Annotated in this window: 18 protein-coding genes; 14 read left to right on the top strand and 4 right to left on the bottom strand. The window is 47.2% G+C overall.

The window, feature by feature from the left end; genetic code table 11:
* The first annotated feature begins 268 nt into the window (after positions 1-268).
* The gene (gene thrS, locus FHS17_RS28115; protein ID WP_167282440.1) at positions 269-2,182 is read left to right on the top strand and encodes a threonine--tRNA ligase; all 1,914 of its coding nucleotides are present in this window, start codon (positions 269-271) and stop codon (positions 2,180-2,182) included.
* Positions 2,183-2,186: 4 nt separating this feature from the next.
* Here thrS and FHS17_RS28120 read toward each other — a convergent pair whose 3' ends face one another.
* Positions 2,187-3,332: a magnesium transporter CorA family protein gene (locus tag FHS17_RS28120; protein WP_167282442.1), complete on the bottom strand. Its 1,146-nt coding sequence runs from the start codon at positions 3,330-3,332 to the stop codon at positions 2,187-2,189.
* Positions 3,333-3,496: 164 nt separating this feature from the next.
* Here FHS17_RS28120 and FHS17_RS28125 point away from each other — a divergent pair, with 164 nt between their 5' ends.
* Positions 3,497-4,066 carry a general stress protein gene (locus FHS17_RS28125; protein ID WP_167282444.1) on the top strand — a complete coding sequence of 190 codons (570 nt, stop codon included), beginning with the start codon at positions 3,497-3,499 and terminating at the stop codon, positions 4,064-4,066.
* A gap of 52 nt (positions 4,067-4,118) precedes the next feature.
* Here FHS17_RS28125 and FHS17_RS28130 read toward each other — a convergent pair whose 3' ends face one another.
* Positions 4,119-5,348 (bottom strand): NAD(P)/FAD-dependent oxidoreductase, encoded by a 1,230-nt coding sequence (locus FHS17_RS28130; RefSeq protein ID WP_167282446.1) that lies wholly within the window; start codon positions 5,346-5,348, stop codon positions 4,119-4,121.
* A 55-nt stretch (positions 5,349-5,403) separates the two neighbouring features.
* Positions 5,404-6,267, bottom strand: a complete 864-nt coding sequence (locus tag FHS17_RS28135) for an AraC family transcriptional regulator (protein WP_167282448.1) — start codon at positions 6,265-6,267, stop codon at positions 5,404-5,406.
* A gap of 186 nt (positions 6,268-6,453) precedes the next feature.
* On the opposite strand from FHS17_RS28135, the gene FHS17_RS28140 reads away from it, so the two are divergent.
* From FHS17_RS28140 to FHS17_RS28155, 4 genes are all read left to right on the top strand, one after another.
* The gene (locus tag FHS17_RS28140; RefSeq protein ID WP_167282450.1) at positions 6,454-7,623 is read left to right on the top strand and encodes a galactokinase; all 1,170 of its coding nucleotides are present in this window, start codon (positions 6,454-6,456) and stop codon (positions 7,621-7,623) included.
* A gap of 58 nt (positions 7,624-7,681) precedes the next feature.
* Positions 7,682-8,668: a UDP-glucose 4-epimerase GalE gene (gene galE, locus FHS17_RS28145; protein ID WP_167282452.1), complete on the top strand. Its 987-nt coding sequence runs from the start codon at positions 7,682-7,684 to the stop codon at positions 8,666-8,668.
* 36 nt (positions 8,669-8,704) lie between these two features.
* On the top strand, positions 8,705-10,294 hold the full coding sequence (locus FHS17_RS28150; RefSeq protein WP_167282454.1) for a UDP-glucose--hexose-1-phosphate uridylyltransferase: 1,590 nt from the start codon (positions 8,705-8,707) through the stop codon (positions 10,292-10,294).
* Positions 10,295-10,525: 231 nt separating this feature from the next.
* The gene (locus FHS17_RS28155) at positions 10,526-10,993 is read left to right on the top strand and encodes a hypothetical protein (RefSeq protein ID WP_167282456.1); all 468 of its coding nucleotides are present in this window, start codon (positions 10,526-10,528) and stop codon (positions 10,991-10,993) included.
* Between the two features lie 227 nt (positions 10,994-11,220).
* On the opposite strand, the gene FHS17_RS28160 is transcribed toward FHS17_RS28155, so the two are convergent.
* Positions 11,221-11,448 carry a DUF1128 domain-containing protein gene (locus FHS17_RS28160; protein ID WP_167282458.1) on the bottom strand — a complete coding sequence of 76 codons (228 nt, stop codon included), beginning with the start codon at positions 11,446-11,448 and terminating at the stop codon, positions 11,221-11,223.
* A gap of 159 nt (positions 11,449-11,607) precedes the next feature.
* Here FHS17_RS28160 and yyaC point away from each other — a divergent pair, with 159 nt between their 5' ends.
* From yyaC to FHS17_RS28200, 8 genes are all read left to right on the top strand, one after another.
* On the top strand, positions 11,608-12,144 hold the full coding sequence (yyaC, locus tag FHS17_RS28165) for a spore protease YyaC (protein ID WP_167282460.1): 537 nt from the start codon (positions 11,608-11,610) through the stop codon (positions 12,142-12,144).
* A gap of 21 nt (positions 12,145-12,165) precedes the next feature.
* A complete protein-coding gene (locus tag FHS17_RS28170) occupies positions 12,166-12,996 on the top strand; it encodes an alpha/beta fold hydrolase (RefSeq protein ID WP_243865584.1) in 831 nt (276 codons plus the stop codon).
* 20 nt (positions 12,997-13,016) lie between these two features.
* Positions 13,017-13,661, top strand: coding sequence for a DUF6483 family protein (locus FHS17_RS28175; protein ID WP_167282462.1), 645 nt, complete (start codon positions 13,017-13,019; stop codon positions 13,659-13,661).
* Positions 13,662-13,694: 33 nt separating this feature from the next.
* Complete coding sequence (locus FHS17_RS28180) at positions 13,695-14,891, top strand: class I SAM-dependent methyltransferase (protein ID WP_167282464.1); 1,197 nt, start codon at positions 13,695-13,697, stop codon at positions 14,889-14,891.
* A 97-nt stretch (positions 14,892-14,988) separates the two neighbouring features.
* Positions 14,989-16,668, top strand: coding sequence for a histidine kinase N-terminal 7TM domain-containing diguanylate cyclase (locus FHS17_RS28185; RefSeq protein WP_243865589.1), 1,680 nt, complete (start codon positions 14,989-14,991; stop codon positions 16,666-16,668).
* Between the two features lie 152 nt (positions 16,669-16,820).
* Positions 16,821-17,906 carry an HD-GYP domain-containing protein gene (locus FHS17_RS28190; protein WP_167282468.1) on the top strand — a complete coding sequence of 362 codons (1,086 nt, stop codon included), beginning with the start codon at positions 16,821-16,823 and terminating at the stop codon, positions 17,904-17,906.
* 88 nt (positions 17,907-17,994) lie between these two features.
* Positions 17,995-18,345, top strand: coding sequence for a hypothetical protein (locus FHS17_RS28195; protein WP_167282470.1), 351 nt, complete (start codon positions 17,995-17,997; stop codon positions 18,343-18,345).
* A 176-nt stretch (positions 18,346-18,521) separates the two neighbouring features.
* Positions 18,522-19,394 carry a YitT family protein gene (locus FHS17_RS28200; RefSeq protein WP_167282472.1) on the top strand — a complete coding sequence of 291 codons (873 nt, stop codon included), beginning with the start codon at positions 18,522-18,524 and terminating at the stop codon, positions 19,392-19,394.

Genomic DNA, 19,394 nt, shown 5'->3' on the forward strand with positions numbered 1-19,394 from the left:
AGAGAGAGAAGCCCTGGCTGTAAGCTTCTTCGGTGACATGGCGTAGATTACCCCTTTGCAGCTGTGACGTTGAACCCGTAATTCCTGAACGGAATACGGCAGTAAGCGATCGCCGATTCATCCTCGTTAGCGGATTCCAATGAAGCATCCTCGTGCCTAGCACAGGATGGAATTAGGGTGGAACCACGAGCAGAACGCACTCGTCCCTTGCAGGGAGAGCTGCGTTTTTTTTGCGTTCACAAAAATCATGAGAAATGGAGGAGCAAAGATGGAGATTCATGTTGTAAGGCCAGGCGGAACAAATGGGAGGTATGTGCAAGGCACAACGATCGCGCAAATTGCGGAATCAGTGGATGCCAATTGGAAAAAAACGATAGTAGCGGGGGCAATCAACGGAACGATCACCGATTTGACTGAGCCGGCCTGTAATGGCAGCAGAATCGACCTGATTGCTCAGAACAGTCCGGAAGGGCTTCAGATATACCGTCATAGTACGGCTCATGTATTAGCGCAGGCGATCAAACGCTTATATGGCAGCAAGGTTGTAAAGCTTGGGATTGGACCTGTCATCGAAGATGGTTTTTATTACGATATGGAGCTTGCTGAGCCTCTTTCGACCAATGACATTGAAGCAATTGAACAGGAAATGAGCAGAATCATTCAGGAGAACTTGCCAATCACACGTAGAGTGATTAGCAGGAAAGAAGCGATCTCCTTATTCACAGAGCGCGAGGAACCGCTGAAGCTGGAGCTCATTCAAGAATTGCCAGATGATGAGGTTATTCGTATCTATGAGCAAGGGGAGTTTATAGATTTATGCCGTGGACCCCATTTGCCTTCAACTGGGCGGATCAAGGCATTTAAGCTGCTTAGTGTAGCAGGAGCTTACTGGCGTGGCGATTCGAACAATCCAATGCTGCAGCGTATTTACGGCACTGCATTCTTGACTAAAACAGAGCTTGCAGACTATTTGTATCAGTTGGACGAAGCGAAAAAACGCGATCACCGGAAACTGGGAAAAGAGCTTGAGTTGTTTATGTTCTCGGAGGAAGCGCCGGGTATGCCGTTTTATTTGCCTAAAGGTATGGTGCTGCGTACCGCTTTAGAGAACTTCTCTAGAGAGCTGTTAAATCTTAATGATTACGAAGAGGTACGCACTCCACTCATGATGAACAAGCGGATGTGGGAGCAGTCGGGGCATTGGGATCATTACAAGGACAATATGTATTTCACTAAGGTGGATGAGGCTGAATTTGCCTTAAAGCCTATGAACTGCCCGGGGCATATGCTCATTTTCAAAAATGCTCTTCGCTCCTATAGGGAGCTGCCAATTCGGCTGGCAGAGTTCGGACAAGTGCATCGCCATGAGCTATCGGGGGCATTAGGCGGCATGATGAGGGTACGGACGTTTTGCCAGGATGATGCACATTTGTTTGTCCGGCCGGATCAGATTGAAGTGGAAATCGAAAAAGTGATGGCTTTAATCGATGAGGTTTATAAGGTGTTTGGTTTCTCCTATTCCGTGGAGTTGTCGACGAGGCCAGACGATTATATGGGTTCGGATAAGCTGTGGGATGCAGCTGAGCAGTCGCTGCAGAACGTGCTTGAAGCCCATGGTATGCATTATCGGATTAACGAAGGGGACGGGGCCTTTTATGGACCAAAAATCGATTTTCATATCGTGGATGCGTTAAAGAGAAGCTGGCAATGTGGTACTATCCAGCTTGATTTCCAAATGCCAGAGAAGTTTGATCTATCCTATATTGGAGAAGACAATAAGAAGCAGCGGCCGGTTGTTATTCATCGTGCGGTATATGGCTCGCTTGATCGATTCATTGGCATTCTGATTGAGCATTACAGCGGGGCATTTCCGATCTGGCTGGCTCCGGTTCAAGCGAAGATTCTCCCTGTCTCGGAGTATGAGCTTGATTATGCGTTACAGGTAAAAGCGGAGCTTATTCGTGCAGGGGTTCATGTGGAGGTAGATACGCGCAGCGAAAAGCTGGGCAACAAAATTCGGATTGCCCAGCTTGAGAAAGTACCATATATGATTGTTGTTGGGAAAAAGGAGCAGTTAGCAGGAAATGTGTCCGTCAGAAAACGCGGCGAAGCGGATGCAGTTATTATACAGATATCCGATTTAGTGGCGGATATTATAGAACAGCTTCACCATCGCAGATGAGTAATTAAACGGATTTGGTCCGTTTCTTACGCGACAGTGTTGAAATATCCAGTTCTATTTCGCTCTTGGCAGGCTCTTCAAGCATCAAAATGCGTGCATGCTTCTTCTTATTAGATTCACGTCCGGTAAGTAGATCGCCGGTCCAGCCTTTTCGCCACAGCCATAAATAGATGAGCAGCGTAATGATTAAGACGACGACGCACATACCGATAAAGCCCAGCCGGTGGGTGTCCCATGGGAGCGGATTAAAGTTCGTTCCCCAGAGGGCACCGATGACGGTCGCAGGTGTAAAGATAACCGTGAAGATCGTCAGTGTCTTCATAATATCATTGCCCCGGAAGCTGGATAAGGCATCATCCATGGAGATAAGGGTGTCGATCTCGAGAGCGTAATGTTTCAGCAGTGATTCGATGCGGTCTAGCTTATGAGTTGTGCGCTTAAATACATCCGTATCAGTGAGTGTATCCATATAGGCCTCTTGCGCGGCACCGTATAGCTCTCTAATGGGAATAAAGAGATGGCTCCAGTGCAATAAATCGTAACGTCTTTCAAATATAACATCAAGAAGCCCAGTTCGGTTCGATATACGCATTGATTGCTCGAGCTCGCCAAGGCGTGTCTCAAAGCCGTCGAGTCCTTCATGGAAGGGCTCAAGCAAATGCCCCAGCATAACGAACAGGCCTTCTGGCGCTGTATTGCAATCTGTAAGGCGAGAGGCAACGATATCCGTTTGCAGGCGGATCATCAGGCGCAGATCGCTATGCAGAGTGACAAGCTTGTCTTCTGTCAGCCAGAAATGAAAGGGCTGAACATCGGTTTGCTGCTCAGATGCCTGGAGCATGAGGGTGCCGGATACGATTGTTCCTTGCTTGGCTGAATGCGTAATAGTTACTTGATTCGCCGCTCTGTCCCAGCATTCATCGAGCCAACCTGCACATTCGGGCAGCAGCTGTTTGCTAGCCTTAAGTTCGTCGTCGGCCTCGTCAGTCTCTTGGGGCGTGATGAAGGTCATAGATGCTCTTGACGAGTCGGCCTTTTTTCGATTGTCTTTACGCTTTGGCAGCTCTTCAGCCGTCTCCAATTGAGGACGTTCGAGCTGGAGAACATGCCATTCCCATTTGGCGGGATAGCGGAGCATCCGATGAATCATCGACTTGCCTCCTGACCATTATTGTCTTAATTCCGAATTCCTTGTCGCTTACTCTTCATCATACCCCGAACGGCGTACTTACACAACCTTCCTGTAAGGGGAGATTGATTGCTGCTTATTAAGGGTATAACTACCTAGAAAGAAGTTAAAGGAGGACAAAAGCGATGGCTAAAATTATCGGCGCTTTTGCGTCACAACAGGAAGTTATCGATACTATTAATGCTTTGGAGCAAGCGGGTTTCGTCCAAGGGGAAATGAAGATTATCGCCAAGGACGGCGAACATTCCCGGCGTATTGAAGCGGAAAGCGACGTCCATGTTGATGAACTGGAGGAGCTGGCTTCGACAATAAGCGGGCAAGAAGGAGACGGTAGCCGTGGACAGGAATGGGCTGCAGCGGCGGCTATTCCGGCTATTGGACTTACGGGGGGCGGATCATGGAATCCGGGATTTGCGGCCGCAGGGCTCACAGCCATTGGCGGTAACTTGACGGGAGATTTCATCATTGGTGATGAAGATCGGATTCATGGCGCCTTAATCGCACTTGGGCTTGATGAACAAGAAGCCTCCTCTTGCAGGGATTCCATAAGGGAAGGTGCAACATTAGTTGTCATCGATACGGATGATAGCAAATCCCTTCTTGATAAGGACGGCGGACCTGACTTGTCCCGACTTGGTATTGCTGAGGGAATATATAGACAGAATGGAGCTTCCCGAATATTTACAGGCTCTTGACCGTGACAGACATGAAAGAAGGGGTTCGACCAAGTGTCGAATCCCTTCTTTATTATTGAAGAGTAGGACGAGAGAGTCCAACAATATCGGCAAGCGGATGACTACGTCCTGAAATGAGATCACGTATGATATGAGAGGCAATCATGCTGTAGACAGAACCATTGCCTCCATAACCTAAACAATAATAAACACCTGGAATGGCGGGGTCTTCTCCGACAAAAGGAAGGTTGTCACGTGATTCTCCAAAAGTGGCACTCCATTCATACTCAAAGGGAGTATCCAGCATCGGGAAGTGAGCGGTAAGCTTATCATATAACTTATTTATTCGTTTGCTGCGCTCCCGTACTCCATCTATGGGATGCTCTACCTCTTCATCTAGCCCACCAATAATGACGCGTCCTTCCATTGTCGTGCGCATATACAGATAAGGTCTTGCGGTTTCCCAAATAAACATCTGTTCATGCCAATGCAGCAGCTTATCCTTGTCTTGCACAGCCGTTACCGCTGCAAACGAGCGGTTAAGTATAGGTTTGATTAACTTGCCACGAAGCTCTTCGGGCTCATACCCAATGGCGTAGATAACGTTATCCGCTTCAATCTCACGGCCACTAGCAGTCTTTAAATGATGCTTGCCATCAGCTGTTCGCTCATGGGATACCACATCCGTATCTTCATAAATATGTGCGCCTCCTGCAGCGGCAGCAACAGCAACCCCATGAATAAATCGAAATGGATTAATCTCTGCATCACCGTTCGTTATAATAGCTCCTGGACGCCGGAAGGGAAAATGCTTTGAGATGGTATCAGGCTCCCAGAAGTCGACGTCAAAGCCATTCTGACGCAAAGCCTCATACTCTTTTCGAAGCTTAGGGAGCTCCTGTTCCGAGCTTGCGTAATAGAGACTGCTTCTTGGAAGAAAATGCGAATTAATTGAAAGTTTAGCGGCAATTTCTCCAATTTCCCGCACGGCTTTTACACAAGCGGAGTAAAATTGCACAGCAGCCTGTTTGCCGATCTGATCAATTAAATCACAAAGCATGACATCGTTAGAGAATTGCAGTAATCCTGTATTAGCGGAAGTGCTGCCGCCAGCGATTGTATTCCTTTCCAATATCGCCGTTGAAATGCCGCTTTGCGTCAGTAAGTAAGCACATATAGAGCCGGACATCCCGCCTCCAATAACAGCGACTTGCACCTTTAACCCCTCTGAGAGTGCAGGGTAAGTCTTATGCTGCTCCAAAGTTGTCGGCCAGAACAAATGACCGGTATGCAGCTCCTTCATTATGATCACCTCACCCGTTAATATGTCCAAATTTGGACTAACCCTTGTTTACCCATTAAGATTTCATTTGACGCATGGATTCACGGTAAGCGGACGGGGATAAGCCATAGAGGCGCCGGAATTGTTTGGAAAAATACAGCGAATCTTGAAGTCCAACAGAAGCTGAAATCTGCTCGATGGTGAGTCCTTCACGTTCACGTATCATTTGACGTGCTTTGTCAATGCGAAGATTGAGCAGGAAGGTAATTGGCGACACGCCTGTATACCGTTTGAATAAACGTGAAAGATAAGCACGATTGTAGCCAAACGATTCTGCCATCTGTTCGATGGAGACGGGCTGTGCATATTGCGTGGAGAGGTAATGGATCATTTGCTGCATCAGTTTATCGCTGTCATCTACACGAGCTAGTGCTGTGTTATCCTCTGACATCTGATACACACTGCAAAATTCAGCAAGCAGGAGCTGCAGGTAACCGGCTGCTTTCATATGCGCGGCAGGCTCACTCTTACGGAAGACGCTGAAAATACTGTTATATAAAACACCAACACGTCTGATCTGCGACGTCTCGGTAACGGGATTAGCTATTGAAAATCCTGCGGCTTGCACAAGCTCGGCGGCCTGCGGACCATTAAAGGCAACCCAGCGGTACAACCAGGGTTCATCTGAATCGGACATGTAGCTGACAAGCTGCTCCGGTTCAATCAGAAAGGTATGTCCTGCCTGCAGGGAATAGCTCGTTCCACTACAGGTAAACTCCCCTTTGCCTTCAAGTACCGTATGCATGAGGTAAAAATCATATACTTTAGGTCCCCGCTGGTGGGATGGTTTGGTTTGACTTTCTCCTGCAAACAATACGTTCATATGCTCGTTGTATGTAATAACGGGGTTTGAAGCTACTTTATACGTATCTTGCCTCATTGCTGCAGCACCTGCCTTTAGGGTAAGGTATCGGATAGCACCATCATATCATGCTCTACCGGTCTCTAAAAGTCACATAAATCCATGTGAAAAGCATTTTGCGCCATTTTGTTCAGACGAATGGTTAAGGTATACTGAAGAAGAACAAAGGCTTCATAAATTATACAAAAAAGGACTGTTGCAAGCATGGCATCTATCGAGCAGCTTACACAACAATTTATACAGCAATTCGGCGGAGAAGACGCTGAGATCAAAGCTTTCCATGCACCTGGACGCGTTAATCTGATTGGCGAGCATACCGACTACAATGGCGGTTATGTATTCCCTGCCGCACTTACATTTGGTACAACACTGCTTGTCCGCAAACGTGATGACCGTCAGCTTGGTCTCGCAACAACAAACTTCCCTTCCTCCAAGTCCCTTTCGATCGACACGATCGTATATGATGAAGCGGATGACTGGATGAACTATCCGAAGGGCATCGTTTACGAGCTTCAGCAAAAAGGCATTACGTTCAGCAGCGGTTATGACTTGCTCTACCACGGTGAGATTCCGAATGGCGCAGGCTTGTCCTCTTCGGCATCTATCGAAGTGGTAACAGCATTTGCTCTGCTTACAATGGAAGGTCAACCGACCGACACGGTTGAAATCGCTCTGCTGTCGCAGAAATCGGAGAATGAATTCAACGGCGTACAATGTGGAATCATGGACCAGTTCGCTGTTGCTAACGGCAAGAAAGATCATGCTATTCTGCTTATGTGCGACACGCTTGAATATCAACTCGTTCCATTCCAATCCGGTGCTTACAAGCTTGTGATCGGTAATACGAACAAACGCCGCGGCCTTGTAGACTCTGCTTATAACGAGCGTCGTGCGCAATGTGAGCAAGCAGTTGTTGATCTGCAAGCTGCGTTCCCTGAACTGAAGCTTCTAGGTCAAATCAACCTGGAGCAGTTTAATAGCAATAAGCATCTGATCAAAGACGATGTTGTACGCAACCGCGCACAGCACGTTGTGGAAGAGATCGACCGCGTACTTCGCTCGATGGATGCACTTAAAGAAAATGACCTGGCGACATTTGGTCAATACATGAACGGCTCACATGATTCGCTCCGTGATTTATATGAAGTAACAGGTCCTGAGCTTGATGCAATGGTTGCTGCTGCACGCCAGGTTCCAGGTGTTCTAGGCTCGCGTATGACAGGTGCAGGCTTCGGCGGCTGTACGGTATCACTTGTTCATGAAGACAGCATTGAACGCTTCAAGGAAGAAGTAGGACGCAAATATACAGAAGCAACAGGACTTACGCCTGACTTCTATGTTTGCAGCATCGGCAATGGTGTTGAACAGCTCTAAAACAATGGTGATTAACCTAAATAGATAACAGACAAATAGAGAAAGTGGGATGAGGAGAATGGCAGTATTAGTAACCGGAGGAGCGGGCTATATCGGTTCGCATGCCGTAGCAGCACTTGCAGAGCGCGGCGAAGAGATCGTTGTTGTTGATAACCTGCAGCAAGGTCACCGCGAGGCAGTAACTGGCGGCAAACTGTATGTAGGTGATCTGCGTGATGCAGACTTTATGGAGACTGTCTTCAAAGAGAACAATATCGATGCGGTCATCCATTTCGCAGCGAACTCTTTGGTTGGCGAGAGCATGACAAACCCTGCCAAATATTATCACAACAACGTGTACGGTACGCTATGCCTGCTAGAGAAAATGATCGAGCATGATGTGAAGAAAATCGTCTTCTCTTCTACAGCAGCAACTTATGGCGAGCCAGAGAATGTGCCGATTGATGAATTCGACCGTACGCTTCCAACGAACACTTACGGCGAAACGAAGCTGGCGATGGAAAAAATGATGAAATGGTTCGATGTGGCTCATGGCCTCAAATTCGTATCGCTTCGTTATTTCAACGCAGCAGGCGCACATGCTGGCGGCAAAATCGGTGAAGACCATAGCCCTGAAACCCATTTGATTCCAATCGTGCTCCAGGCTGCACTTGGTCAACGTCCTCATATCTCGGTATTTGGCGATGATTATGCTACGCCAGACGGTACTTGTATCCGTGACTACATCCATGTGAGTGATCTGGCAGACGCCCATGTTCTTGCGGTTGATAAGCTGCGTGAAGGTGCTGACAGCGCGATCTACAACCTCGGCAACGGCCAAGGCTTCTCGGTCAAAGAAGTAATCGAGATTGCCCGTACAGTTACCGAGCGTGAGATTAAAGCAGTCATTGAGCCGCGCCGTGCAGGTGATCCTGCTACTCTTGTTGCTTCCTCCGAGCGTGCACGCAAAGAACTCGGCTGGAAACCATCGCGCGACAACCTGGAGGATATTATCCGCAGCGCTTGGAACTGGCATGTCAATCATCCTAACGGCTACAAGGGCTAAGCTGCCCGGTTAGGAATGGAGAGGAGCTTTTACATCATGACAGACAAAGAAAAGACTCTGGTTAGCTCAGAGGAAGCGCTCGTCCTTATCGAGAGGCTTGTCCAGTTCGCGCTTAACCAAGGGATGATTGAACCACTTGATGTGAGCGCTTCGCGGAATGCTTTGCTTGACTTATTCCGCTTCACGGAGCCTTACGAAGGCGGCATCCCTGATGAACAGCTGGACAGCCCGGTATCGCTGCTTGAGCCGCTGCTTGATTACGGCTATTCGATCGGCTTGATCGAAGATAATATTCTGACTTACCGTGATCTGCTCGACGCCCGCATTATGGGGCTGCTTATGCCGCGCCCTTCCGAGGCGGCAGCGGCTTTCCGCCGGACCACTGCGGAAGCAGGCATCAAGGCGGCAACGGACGCTTTTTATAAGCTGAGCATTGATTCGAACTACATTCGGATGGATCGCATCCGCAAAAATAAATATTGGCTGCATGAAACCGAGCATGGCGAGCTGGAGATTACAATCAACTTGTCCAAACCGGAGAAAGATCCGAAGGAAATTGCGCTGCTTAAAACGCTGCCGCAGGCTCATTATCCGAAATGTCTGCTCTGTGCAGAGAACGTTGGTTATGCTGGCCGTGCCGATCATCCAGGTCGCCAGAATCTGCGCATTCTGCCATTGACACTGGATAACCAGCAATGGTATTTCCAATACTCGCCGTATGTGTACTACAACGAGCACAGCATCGTCTTTAAAGGCGCGCATGAGCCTATGGTTATTTCTCATGGTACCTTCAAGCGTCTGCTTGATTTCGTTGAGCAATTCCCGCATTACTTCATCGGTTCGAATGCCGACCTGCCGATCGTTGGCGGCTCGATCTTGAGCCACGACCATTTCCAAGCAGGAAGACATACCTTCCCGATGGAGAAAGCAAAAGCAGTAGCTTCATTTATTGATCCGACGCTTGAAGGCGTTCGCTTCAGTATCGTGAACTGGCCAATGTCGGTTGTACGTGTGAATGGCGCTACCAAAGACGATGTGCTGCAGGCGGCTTGCCGTATGCTTGATGCATGGCGCGGCTACAGCGATGAAGCTGCCGACGTCCTGGCTTTTACCGAGAGCAGCGATGGCTCCCGTACGCCGCACAATACGATTACACCAATTGCAAGACTGCTTGATGACGGCATTTACGAGATTGATCTGGTCCTTCGTAACAACCGGACAAGCGAAGAGCATCCGATGGGTATCTTCCATCCGCATCAGCATTTGCATCATATTAAGAAAGAAAATATCGGCCTGATCGAGGTTATGGGTCTGGCGGTATTGCCGGGCAGACTGAAGTCCGAGCTGGAGCAAATTGCAGGTTACCTGACTGGAGCGACAGCTGCAGTACATGATGAGCTGCACAGTTCGAACCATCCGCTTCGCCTTCATGCTGAGTGGATTGAATCGCTTTTATCCCGTTACGGCACAACATGCTCGGAAGAGCAGGCACAGGCGATCGTGGAAAGCGAGACCGGTGCCAAGTTTTCTGATGTACTTAAGGACGCTGGCGTATTCAAACAAACGGAAGAAGGAAATGCGGCATTCCAACGTTTCCTAGCTGATTTTGGCTTGAAACCAGCTTAATTTAACTTTATTAGCCGTCGTATTGTCTATTTCGGACAGTATGGCGGCTTTCGCATATGAGGAATGTGCAAATTCTAGAAATCTGTAAAGAAATTAATTTGTAAAACGAAAAAAATTATGGTATTTTTTATATGAAAATATAAACTATTCGCATTAGTATATATTTATTGAAAGATACGTGTTCTTTTTCTTAAAAGGTGTATCTGAATTTGGTTGAACGGAGGGGTCAATATGCCGGAAGCAATTATGCCATTAGATGATTTCTTGCAATTGAATGCCGAGGAACAGATTGAGAAGCTGAAGCGGTGGAAGATGGATTACACGCTGAAGGATATTCGTGAGGCTTGGAACTTCAAGCATTCCGCGCAATATTATATGCTTCTGAAGAAGCTTCGTATTTATGAGCGGGTTGTCAATAAATCGGACAAGTTTTATCCGATGCAAGATCAATTGTTAGTGCAGCAAGGCGGATCCAAGGAACGCGCATGGAGAGGTCGTCCAGCGTATGCTCAGCAAGAAGATCAGCCTGCAGACCGGTTTAACTACCAGTTGAACACCGCGCTTACAGGTTCAGAATTGGCGGAGAAGCTGGAACGTCTGGCCTTCTTCTTGAAGGGTGAACAGAAACAGGTTCAGATCAGTTTGACCATTGAATCGGCGGAGACAGCAACGTCCCAAGCGGAAGAAACAAACGAATAATGAACATTTGAGGAGCTCCTTAATAGACATAAGGGAGCTCTTTTTAATGTTTAAATCATTTGTCGAAAAATGCTATATACTGACTGTTAGTGGTAATTATTGTAATTAAGAAACTAACTTTTCGTGACAGATTTACACAATTCTAGGGATGCGGGCTTTTTCCTTAAGTCTAATAGCACAGAAAGCACCGGGCGAATGTAGCTGCCCGGTGCTTTCCTGATCTCCTGCTATTTGCCGCGAAGTTTGCCGAGCTCTGACACAAGCGCTTCTACTTCGCTGATACTGAATTTTTCTTTCGAAGCAACGACCTCATACAATTCGCGGATATCCTCGTATTGATCAACGTTAAAGTGAGAAGCCTGCATGGCTGCAGCTGTCGCCATTCTAAGCTTTGTTTTAATGGTTTCGATCATAAATTCAACATTTTGCTGAGTTGGTTCTTCCAGATTGACCATATATAGTCCCCTTTCCATGTGTGCGAAAAAAGCAGATTAAACTTGTATTGTTCCGTCATTGTAACATATTTCACGCAGCCCATGCCTGTAAATTGAACCTTACCTCTTGATTCGGGTACAATGAGAGCAAACAACGAACAACATAAAGCAGGTGTATTGATGTTAGAGAAGACAGGCGACATACCGGATACTGGAACGGAAAGCCTGCACGGTTTTTTGGCAGAAGTCGCAACAAGGCATCCTGACCGCAGCCAGATTCTATTCCTATGTATCGGAACGGACCGTTCCACTGGAGACAGCTTTGGCCCTTTGGTCGGATCGAAGCTGGTGGAACGCGGCTGGCCTCATGTCATTGGGACCTTGAAGCAGCCATGTGATGCACACCGGGTGAGAGAGGCTGTGAAGCAATCAGAAGAGCATGCCGTTGTCATAGCGGTTGATGCCTGCCTTGGAAAGCCGCAGTCCATTGGACGATTTATTACGGCAGAGGGTCCTCTTACACCAGGTCAGGCGACAGGTGCCAAATTACCGGCAGTTGGACATTACAGTATTGCTGGTGTCGTGAATGCAAGCAGTCATAAGCCTTACATGACGCTGCAAACGACTTCACTTTATGCCGTGATGCAAATGGCTGAAGTGGTTGTGGAGTCAGTGGATAAAGCTTGGCAGGAGGCTTTTCGTACTACCATAGTATAGTGTGAATAATAAGGAGGATATATGATGAATCAATTGTCCATAGCAAATCAATCGGTGACACTGCCAAACGGTGTTTCGTTAGCTTATTATGACTCTTTGGATGCAAACAAACCTGTGGTTGTCTTGCTGCACGGCTATTGCGGAAGCTCAGCTTACTGGGAACAAGTCGTGGCATCGCTAGGTGAAGAAGCCCGCATTATTGCGCTGGATCTGCGCGGACATGGCCGTTCTTCGGATCAGACCGGAACGGAAGAGACGAACGCTATGGAATTGTATGCCGATGATCTAGCTGCCATGCTGGATCAGTTGAAAATAACCAATGCCTGTGTTCTTGGTCATTCGCTTGGCGGATATATCGCCTTAGCCTTTGCTGAGCGCTATTCAGAAAGGCTGTCTGCTTTTGGCTTGGTTCACTCGACTTCGCTGCCGGATGGGGATGCAGCCAAGGAAAATCGCGATAATGCTGTCGCGGCTATTAAGAAGGATGGTGTGGCTTCGTTTGTAGAAGGCCTCGTTCCAAAACTTTATTCACCGGATAATAAACTTGCGATGGCAGAGCAAGTGGAGCGCTCAATTGCCATCGGCAAGGGGACAAGTTCTGCTGGAGCTATTGGTGCTGCAAAAGGGATGAAGGTCCGTCCTGACCGCACAGAGGTGCTGAAGCAGACGGCATTGCCGCTCCTTCTTCTTGCTGGCGAGCAGGATCAGATTATTCCTGCCGAGCGCACGTTTATTGTTGAAGGAAGCCATGTTACTCAAGTGAAGCTGGCTGATGCAGGACATATGGGAATGATCGAGCAGCCGGAGGCTTTTTCAGAGGCAGTCTTGGGCTTTATTAAGAAGCTTGGCTAATTGAGAGGGTGGGGAAGCGGATGTTTCGTCGTGATTACTTAATGAATATGATCGAGCAAATGACAGAAGCAGTAGGGCAAATCCTGCAGCTGAAGAAGGAGCTTAAGCATCAGGAAGCACTTCTTGTTATAGATGAGTTCCTGGATAAAAGGTTTGGCATTAGCGGCAAGCTGATTCGCTCCTTGTCCGATAAGGATCTGATGGCTGTACTTACAACGAATGGTGTAATTGAGACGGATAAGATTCAAGCCATTGCGGTCACGCTCAAGCAAGAGTCGGACCTTCATGCTGAGACAGGAAATGATGACGCCAGCTTTGTGTCTGGATTAAAGGCGCTGCAGCTTTTCATGAGGCTGTCGCTTGTTGACGCTGAACCGACAATCACGAACCCCTCGAAAGAAGCAGAGGAGCTGCTGGAAAGGTTTAAAACGTATGAACTGCCTTCTTATACAAAGCAGCTTCAAGCGGAATGGCATGAGGGAGAAGGACAGTACGATCGGGCTGAGGATGTCCTCTATGAGCTGATGGAAGATGGCGTAACCACGTCAGAGGAATTGGAGGCTTTTTACCGCCGCCTACTGTTTTGTGAAGATGGAAAGCTGGAAGCAGGCGGATTGCCTCGCGAGGAAGTCGAACACGGATTACATGCACTGGTGTCCAAATAGAGCCGGTTAGTATTATTAGGAGTGAATGTACGAATGACAGAAGAATGGCAGCAGAATATTAGCAAGGTAGTTGAAGAGGGAGAGCTGCTGCAAGGTACGCTTAGTCAGCTGCGCCGGAAGGATGGGGCAGCGGCTCCGAAAACAATCGTGCGTCCGGTACAGCTGAAGAACGGACTTCACCTGCAGTTCGAATACCACTATAGCAATAAAGTAACACATGAGAATGTACTGCCGGATCTGGCAGGAGCCAAAATTATCGAGCTGCTAGAAGGTGACTACAAGCAGGCGTTGTTCAAAACAACTAAGGCGGATCTCCAGCTGTTGTTCAATAAGAAGGGAAAAGCCACGCTGCTTAGCAAGGCGCCAACAGGCAGTGTTAAAGCGGCGGATATGCAGCATAACCGTCAAAAGAACCGCGTCATCGCCGAAGGAACGGCGGCTCCGTTTCTTGTGGAGCTTGGCATTATGACAGCCGATGGTGCTGTCCATGCAAAGAAGCAGGACAAGTACCGGCAAATCAACCGATTCTTGGAGATGGTTACGGATGTGCTTCCGAGCCTTCCTAAGGACAAACCGCTGACGATCGTTGATTTTGGCTGCGGCAAATCCTATTTAACGTTTGCCTTATATCATTTGCTTGCGGTAGAGCAGAAGCGGGAGATCTCTATCATCGGGCTTGATTTGAAGGCAGATGTTATCGCCTTTTGCCAGCAGCTTGCCGATAAGCTTGGGTACGACAAGCTGAAATTCCTTGTAGGGGATATTGCTGATTACGAGGAGTTAAGCGAGGCGGATATGGTCGTGACGCTGCACGCCTGTGATACGGCAACAGATGCTGCGCTTGCCAAGGCTGTGAACTGGGGAGCTTCCGTTATTATGTCAGTTCCATGCTGCCAGCATGAATTGTTCAAGCAGGTTCAAAGTGATGTGCTTGCTCCGATTCTGTCACAGGGATTGCTTAAGGAGCGTTTCGCTGCTCTTGCAACGGATGCAGCACGAGGTACGCTGCTTGAAGTGCTTGGCTATAAAGTGCAAATGCTGGAGTTTGTTGATCCGGAGCATACACCAAAAAATCTGCTTATTCGCGCAGTGCGCAGCGGACAGACAGCATCGAAGGATAAATGGGAGCAGTATGAGCAGTTCCGCAGCTTCCTACATTTATCCCCTTCATTAGAGCATATGTTATCGGACCTATGGCCTACCAAAACCGACGCGGATGTCAAAAAATAATGATCTAGACCTATGGAAGTAATTGTCGATTGAAAAAACATTTGCTACAATGGTAATAGATGGATAGTCAATGGATGGGTGAACCGTATTGGAATCGATGATGTGGCTGGATTTTAGCATGTTCCTCGTACTGCTCGGTTTGTTTTTTTACGTGTTTGCTGTTGGTTCAATAACCGTGCTGCACAAGATTTACCTGGTCTTGCATCTCATACTTATCGTGTGGCCGTTAACTCAATTTATTGCTCAAACTATGCCTGGTTCTTCATACAGGCTTTTTTATCTTTCTGCTTCGTATGCATCGCTGTCGCTTATTGGCGTTGGCTGGTTTATCTTCGTCGTGTTTCTAACGGGACAAGCCAATGTCATACGAGCACGCAGAATTATGATGCTGGCATTGCCGGCCTTAATTTCGGTCGTCTGTGTGCTATGGAATCCGAATGAGCTGTTTCTCTCAATTAATGAACATCTGGGCGTAAAGCAGCAACAGAGTGGTCCTTTATTCTGGTATATGATTGTTCAGCTGTTCACGTATATTCTGGTATCTTTAATCGTGATGGGCTATTCGATCCGTCGTGGCGGTTCTGTCAGGCAGCAAATGCTGGTCAAGACAGCAATGAACGGTATTTTCGTTCTTGTGTTGTTTGGACTAGGTGATTTCCTAGTAAATATTATCTTTATTCATTATTTTTCCTCGTATTTCTCCATCTTCTCGGTGGGGATTACCTTATCTGCTGTTTACCTCGTACACGCCATTACTAGACACCGCGTATTCGACATCATTCAAATTGTACAGCGTGACGTAATGAACACGATCTCCACCGGTATTATTGTGCTGGATGAAAGCGGGACCGTACTTGAATTCAACAAAGCGATGAAGTCGATCTTAAAGCTTCGCATTGGCGAGAAGTTCACACCCTATGCATTAACCGTTCATTTCCCTAATCATATTAAGAAGGAATTTGACGAGTTTCTGGAAGAGCAGGGCAAGCGGCCGATGGAACGGCAGGAGCTTGAGGTAGCGCTTCTAAGTGACGGTCATTATCGTTTTATTATTGTGCAGTCTGCACCTATATTAAGCCAGAAGAAAAAAGAGCTGCTAGGGCGGCTGTTAACCTTCCATGACGTAACCGAGCTGCGGATGCTTGTAGAGGAGACCAATTCGCAAAATGAGCTGCTGCAGGAACGGAACAATGAGCTGCTTATCATGCAGGATGAGCTGTTCCAAGCGAATAAAATGCTTGAGCATATGGCTATTACGGATGGTTTAACGGGCTGCTACAATCGGCGGTATTTGCTGCAGCAGCTTGAGCATGAGGTTGCGGTAAACGTGCAACACGGCATTCCTTTCTCCATCTTCCTATTTGATATTGATTTGTTCAAATCCATTAATGACAAGCACGGACATTTGGTTGGGGATGAAGTGATCTGTGCAACGGTTGATGCGGTCAGAAGTACACTGCGCGCAGCCGATATTCTTGCCCGGTATGGCGGCGAAGAATTTACGGTGTACCTGCCGCATACGAACCGTGAGCAGGCTGATATTATCGCGGATAGGGTCAAGGAGTCCGTAGAGCAGAATGAAGTGAAGACGGGACATGGCAGCCAGACGGTGAATGTGACAATTAGTATGGGCGTCGTTTCGGTCGAGCAGTTCGATCAGCGTGCGCTTGATAATCCAAAGGCCTTTCTAAAAGAGCTGCTGGCTCAAGCCGACGCGGCATTATACGAAGCAAAATACAGCGGACGCAACCGGATTGTAAAGCGGAAGCTGGCCTAAAGCTTACTCGGCATCTTGAAGGATATACAACCTTGAGATGCCGAGTTTTTTTACATGTGACATAGACCTCCCTCAAGATAGTCAGCCCAAAAAATATCTGATAAAATAGGTTTTATACAGGTGATTGAGTATGATCGAAAGAGGACTGAGCGATGAGAAAAATGCAAATTGGATCGGTCAAACCTGGGGATAAGCTTGCTAAACCGATATTTCAAGATAATGGACGGGTTCTGCTGGGTGATGGGGTAGAATTAAATGATCGTTATATAAATCGGCTTCAAAATTTAGGCATTGATATTGTTTATATTGAAGACGGCAAGACGGAGGATCTTATTCCTGAGGATTCGATCGGGGATGAGACACGCAGGCAAGCAGTAGAAGTGATCTACAAGACAATGAATTCTTTTAAAGACCAATCCGTTGTCATGAAAGGCCGTGCAATTGCTCCAGACCTAGGACGGACATTCCGCTCGGTGTTTGGTCAGATTATGACCGACTTAACAGCCAGACCTAATATGATGGTGAATTTAACTAATATACATGTGGCAGATGCCTATTTATTTCATCATTCCGTGAACGTTGCTGTGCTCGCTGGGGTTATGGGAATAGCAAAGGGCTATAATCGTAATCAGTTAGAGGAGCTTGGAATTGGAGCGCTCTTATTTGATATCGGCATGACGAAGATCCCGCAAAAGCTGATTGAGAAGGAAGGTCCTCTCACGGCTGATGAACGTGTTATTATGGAGAGCCATACGAAGGAAGGCTTTGATATTTTACGGAAATATCATGATATTTCTATCGTTTCGGCCCATTGCGCACTCCAGCATCACGAACGTTATGACGGCTCAGGTTATCCTCGCCGGCTGAAGAAGGATGAGATTCATATGTATGCCCAGATCGTAGGGATTGCAGATGTCTATGATGCACTCACCTCACCAAGGCCACATCGCAAACGGCATACGCCATCGGAGGCAATTGAGTTTCTATTTGCTGCAGGCAATACTTACTTTGACTTTGATCTCATTAAGCTGTTCTGCAAACATATCTCTATCTATCCGGTTGCTACTACCGTTTTGCTTAGCTCTGGACAAGTTGGTGTAGTCTCTCATAACAGTGAGCTTGCCCTGCATCGGCCGCGTATCCGTATCATTAAGGAAGCTGACGGCCGGGAGCCTGCCTCACCTTATGATCTGGAACTAAAAGATGAACTGCATCTGACCATCATTAAAGAATTATAAACTTTGGACGGACGGCATAGGAGTTCATCCATTCCAAGCTATCACTCTCTGAATATCCTATTAAAGAAATAGGAGGGAGAGTGAAAGTATGGCTTCTAGAGTGAAACCAAAGATGCTTGGTTCCTCTAAAGGGAAAGTTGTGAAAAGAGCTGTATTGGCTCCGCAGCAAACAGGTCCCATTTTCAGCCGCTTAACGGTTGTATGGGTTACTGAAGGCGGGATTCCATTTAATACGACAGGTTTTTTTGCTAGATTATCACGAGGAAATACGATAGTTTCAACCGCTAGTTTCGATCGCTTTGGTGTAGTACGGTTTAACAACGTAACAACACTTACGACGGCTACCTTTACGCTTCGGATCTTCCGAAGTTCAGATGGTGCTTTGTTCCGTACAAGAACGATTCCATCTGGTGTAGAGACGTTTGCTGTAATCGGCTAAGGAGCTAGCTAACCGGCACCTTCCATTTTTGAATGGGAGGTGCCGGATTTTTTTATAGAAAAGGACAAGTTTCGCGGATGATTGCTATATTCTGAGGATGCCGCTCTTTGAATATCTTGTTTATTAAGGTAAAATAATTATAATTAGCGAGTTCGGGGGGAGGAACAAGCTTACATATGCCAAGCCACTCACAGCATTTAAAGCTGCCTAAGCTGGAACTTCTTCGCCGGGTGTTGTTTATTACACTTGGAGCGGCGCTTGTTTCGGTGGGACTTGAAATTTTTCTGGTTCCCAATCATATTATTGACGGTGGTATCGTCGGGATTTCGATCATGGTATCCCATTTGACAGGACTGCCACTTGGACTTTTCTTATTCCTTTTAAACCTTCCATTTCTAGTGCTTGGGTACAAGCAGATTGGCAAAACATTTGCGTTATCGACTTTGTATGGAGTAAGTGTGATGTCACTTGGTACGTTTCTGCTCCATCCTGTTCCGCCTCTAACGGAAGAATATTTTCTAGCCTCGATATTTGGGGGAGTTATTCTTGGTATTGGGGTAGGTATCGTTATTCGATTCGGCGGCTCCTTGGACGGGACAGAGATTATTGCGATTTTGTTTAATAAACGTCTTCCTTTTTCGGTTGGCGAGATTGTGATGTTCTTTAATTTATTTATTCTTGGCAGTGCAGGCTTTGTGTTTGGCTGGGATCGGGCGATGTATTCGCTGGTTGCCTACTATATCGCCTACAAGATGATTGATATTACGATGGAAGGCTTCGAAGAATCCAAGGCAGTCTGGATCATTAGTGAAGAGGCTAAGGAAATTGGTTCTGCTATTATGGACAGACTTGGGCGTGGTGTGACATATTTGCATGGAGAAGGCGGCTTCTCGGGCGGGCAGAAGCGTGTGATCTTCTGCGTCATTACACGTCTGGAAGAAGCGAAGATGAAGTCAATCGTTAATGATCTTGATCCAGCTGCGTTTCTCGCCGTTGGCAACATCCATGATGTAAAAGGCGGAAGATTCAAGAAACGCGATATTCACTAA

Origin of the sequence: Paenibacillus lupini (assembly GCF_011761355.1) — a bacterium.
GTDB classification, from domain to species: Bacteria; Bacillota; Bacilli; order Paenibacillales; family Paenibacillaceae; genus Pristimantibacillus; species Pristimantibacillus lupini.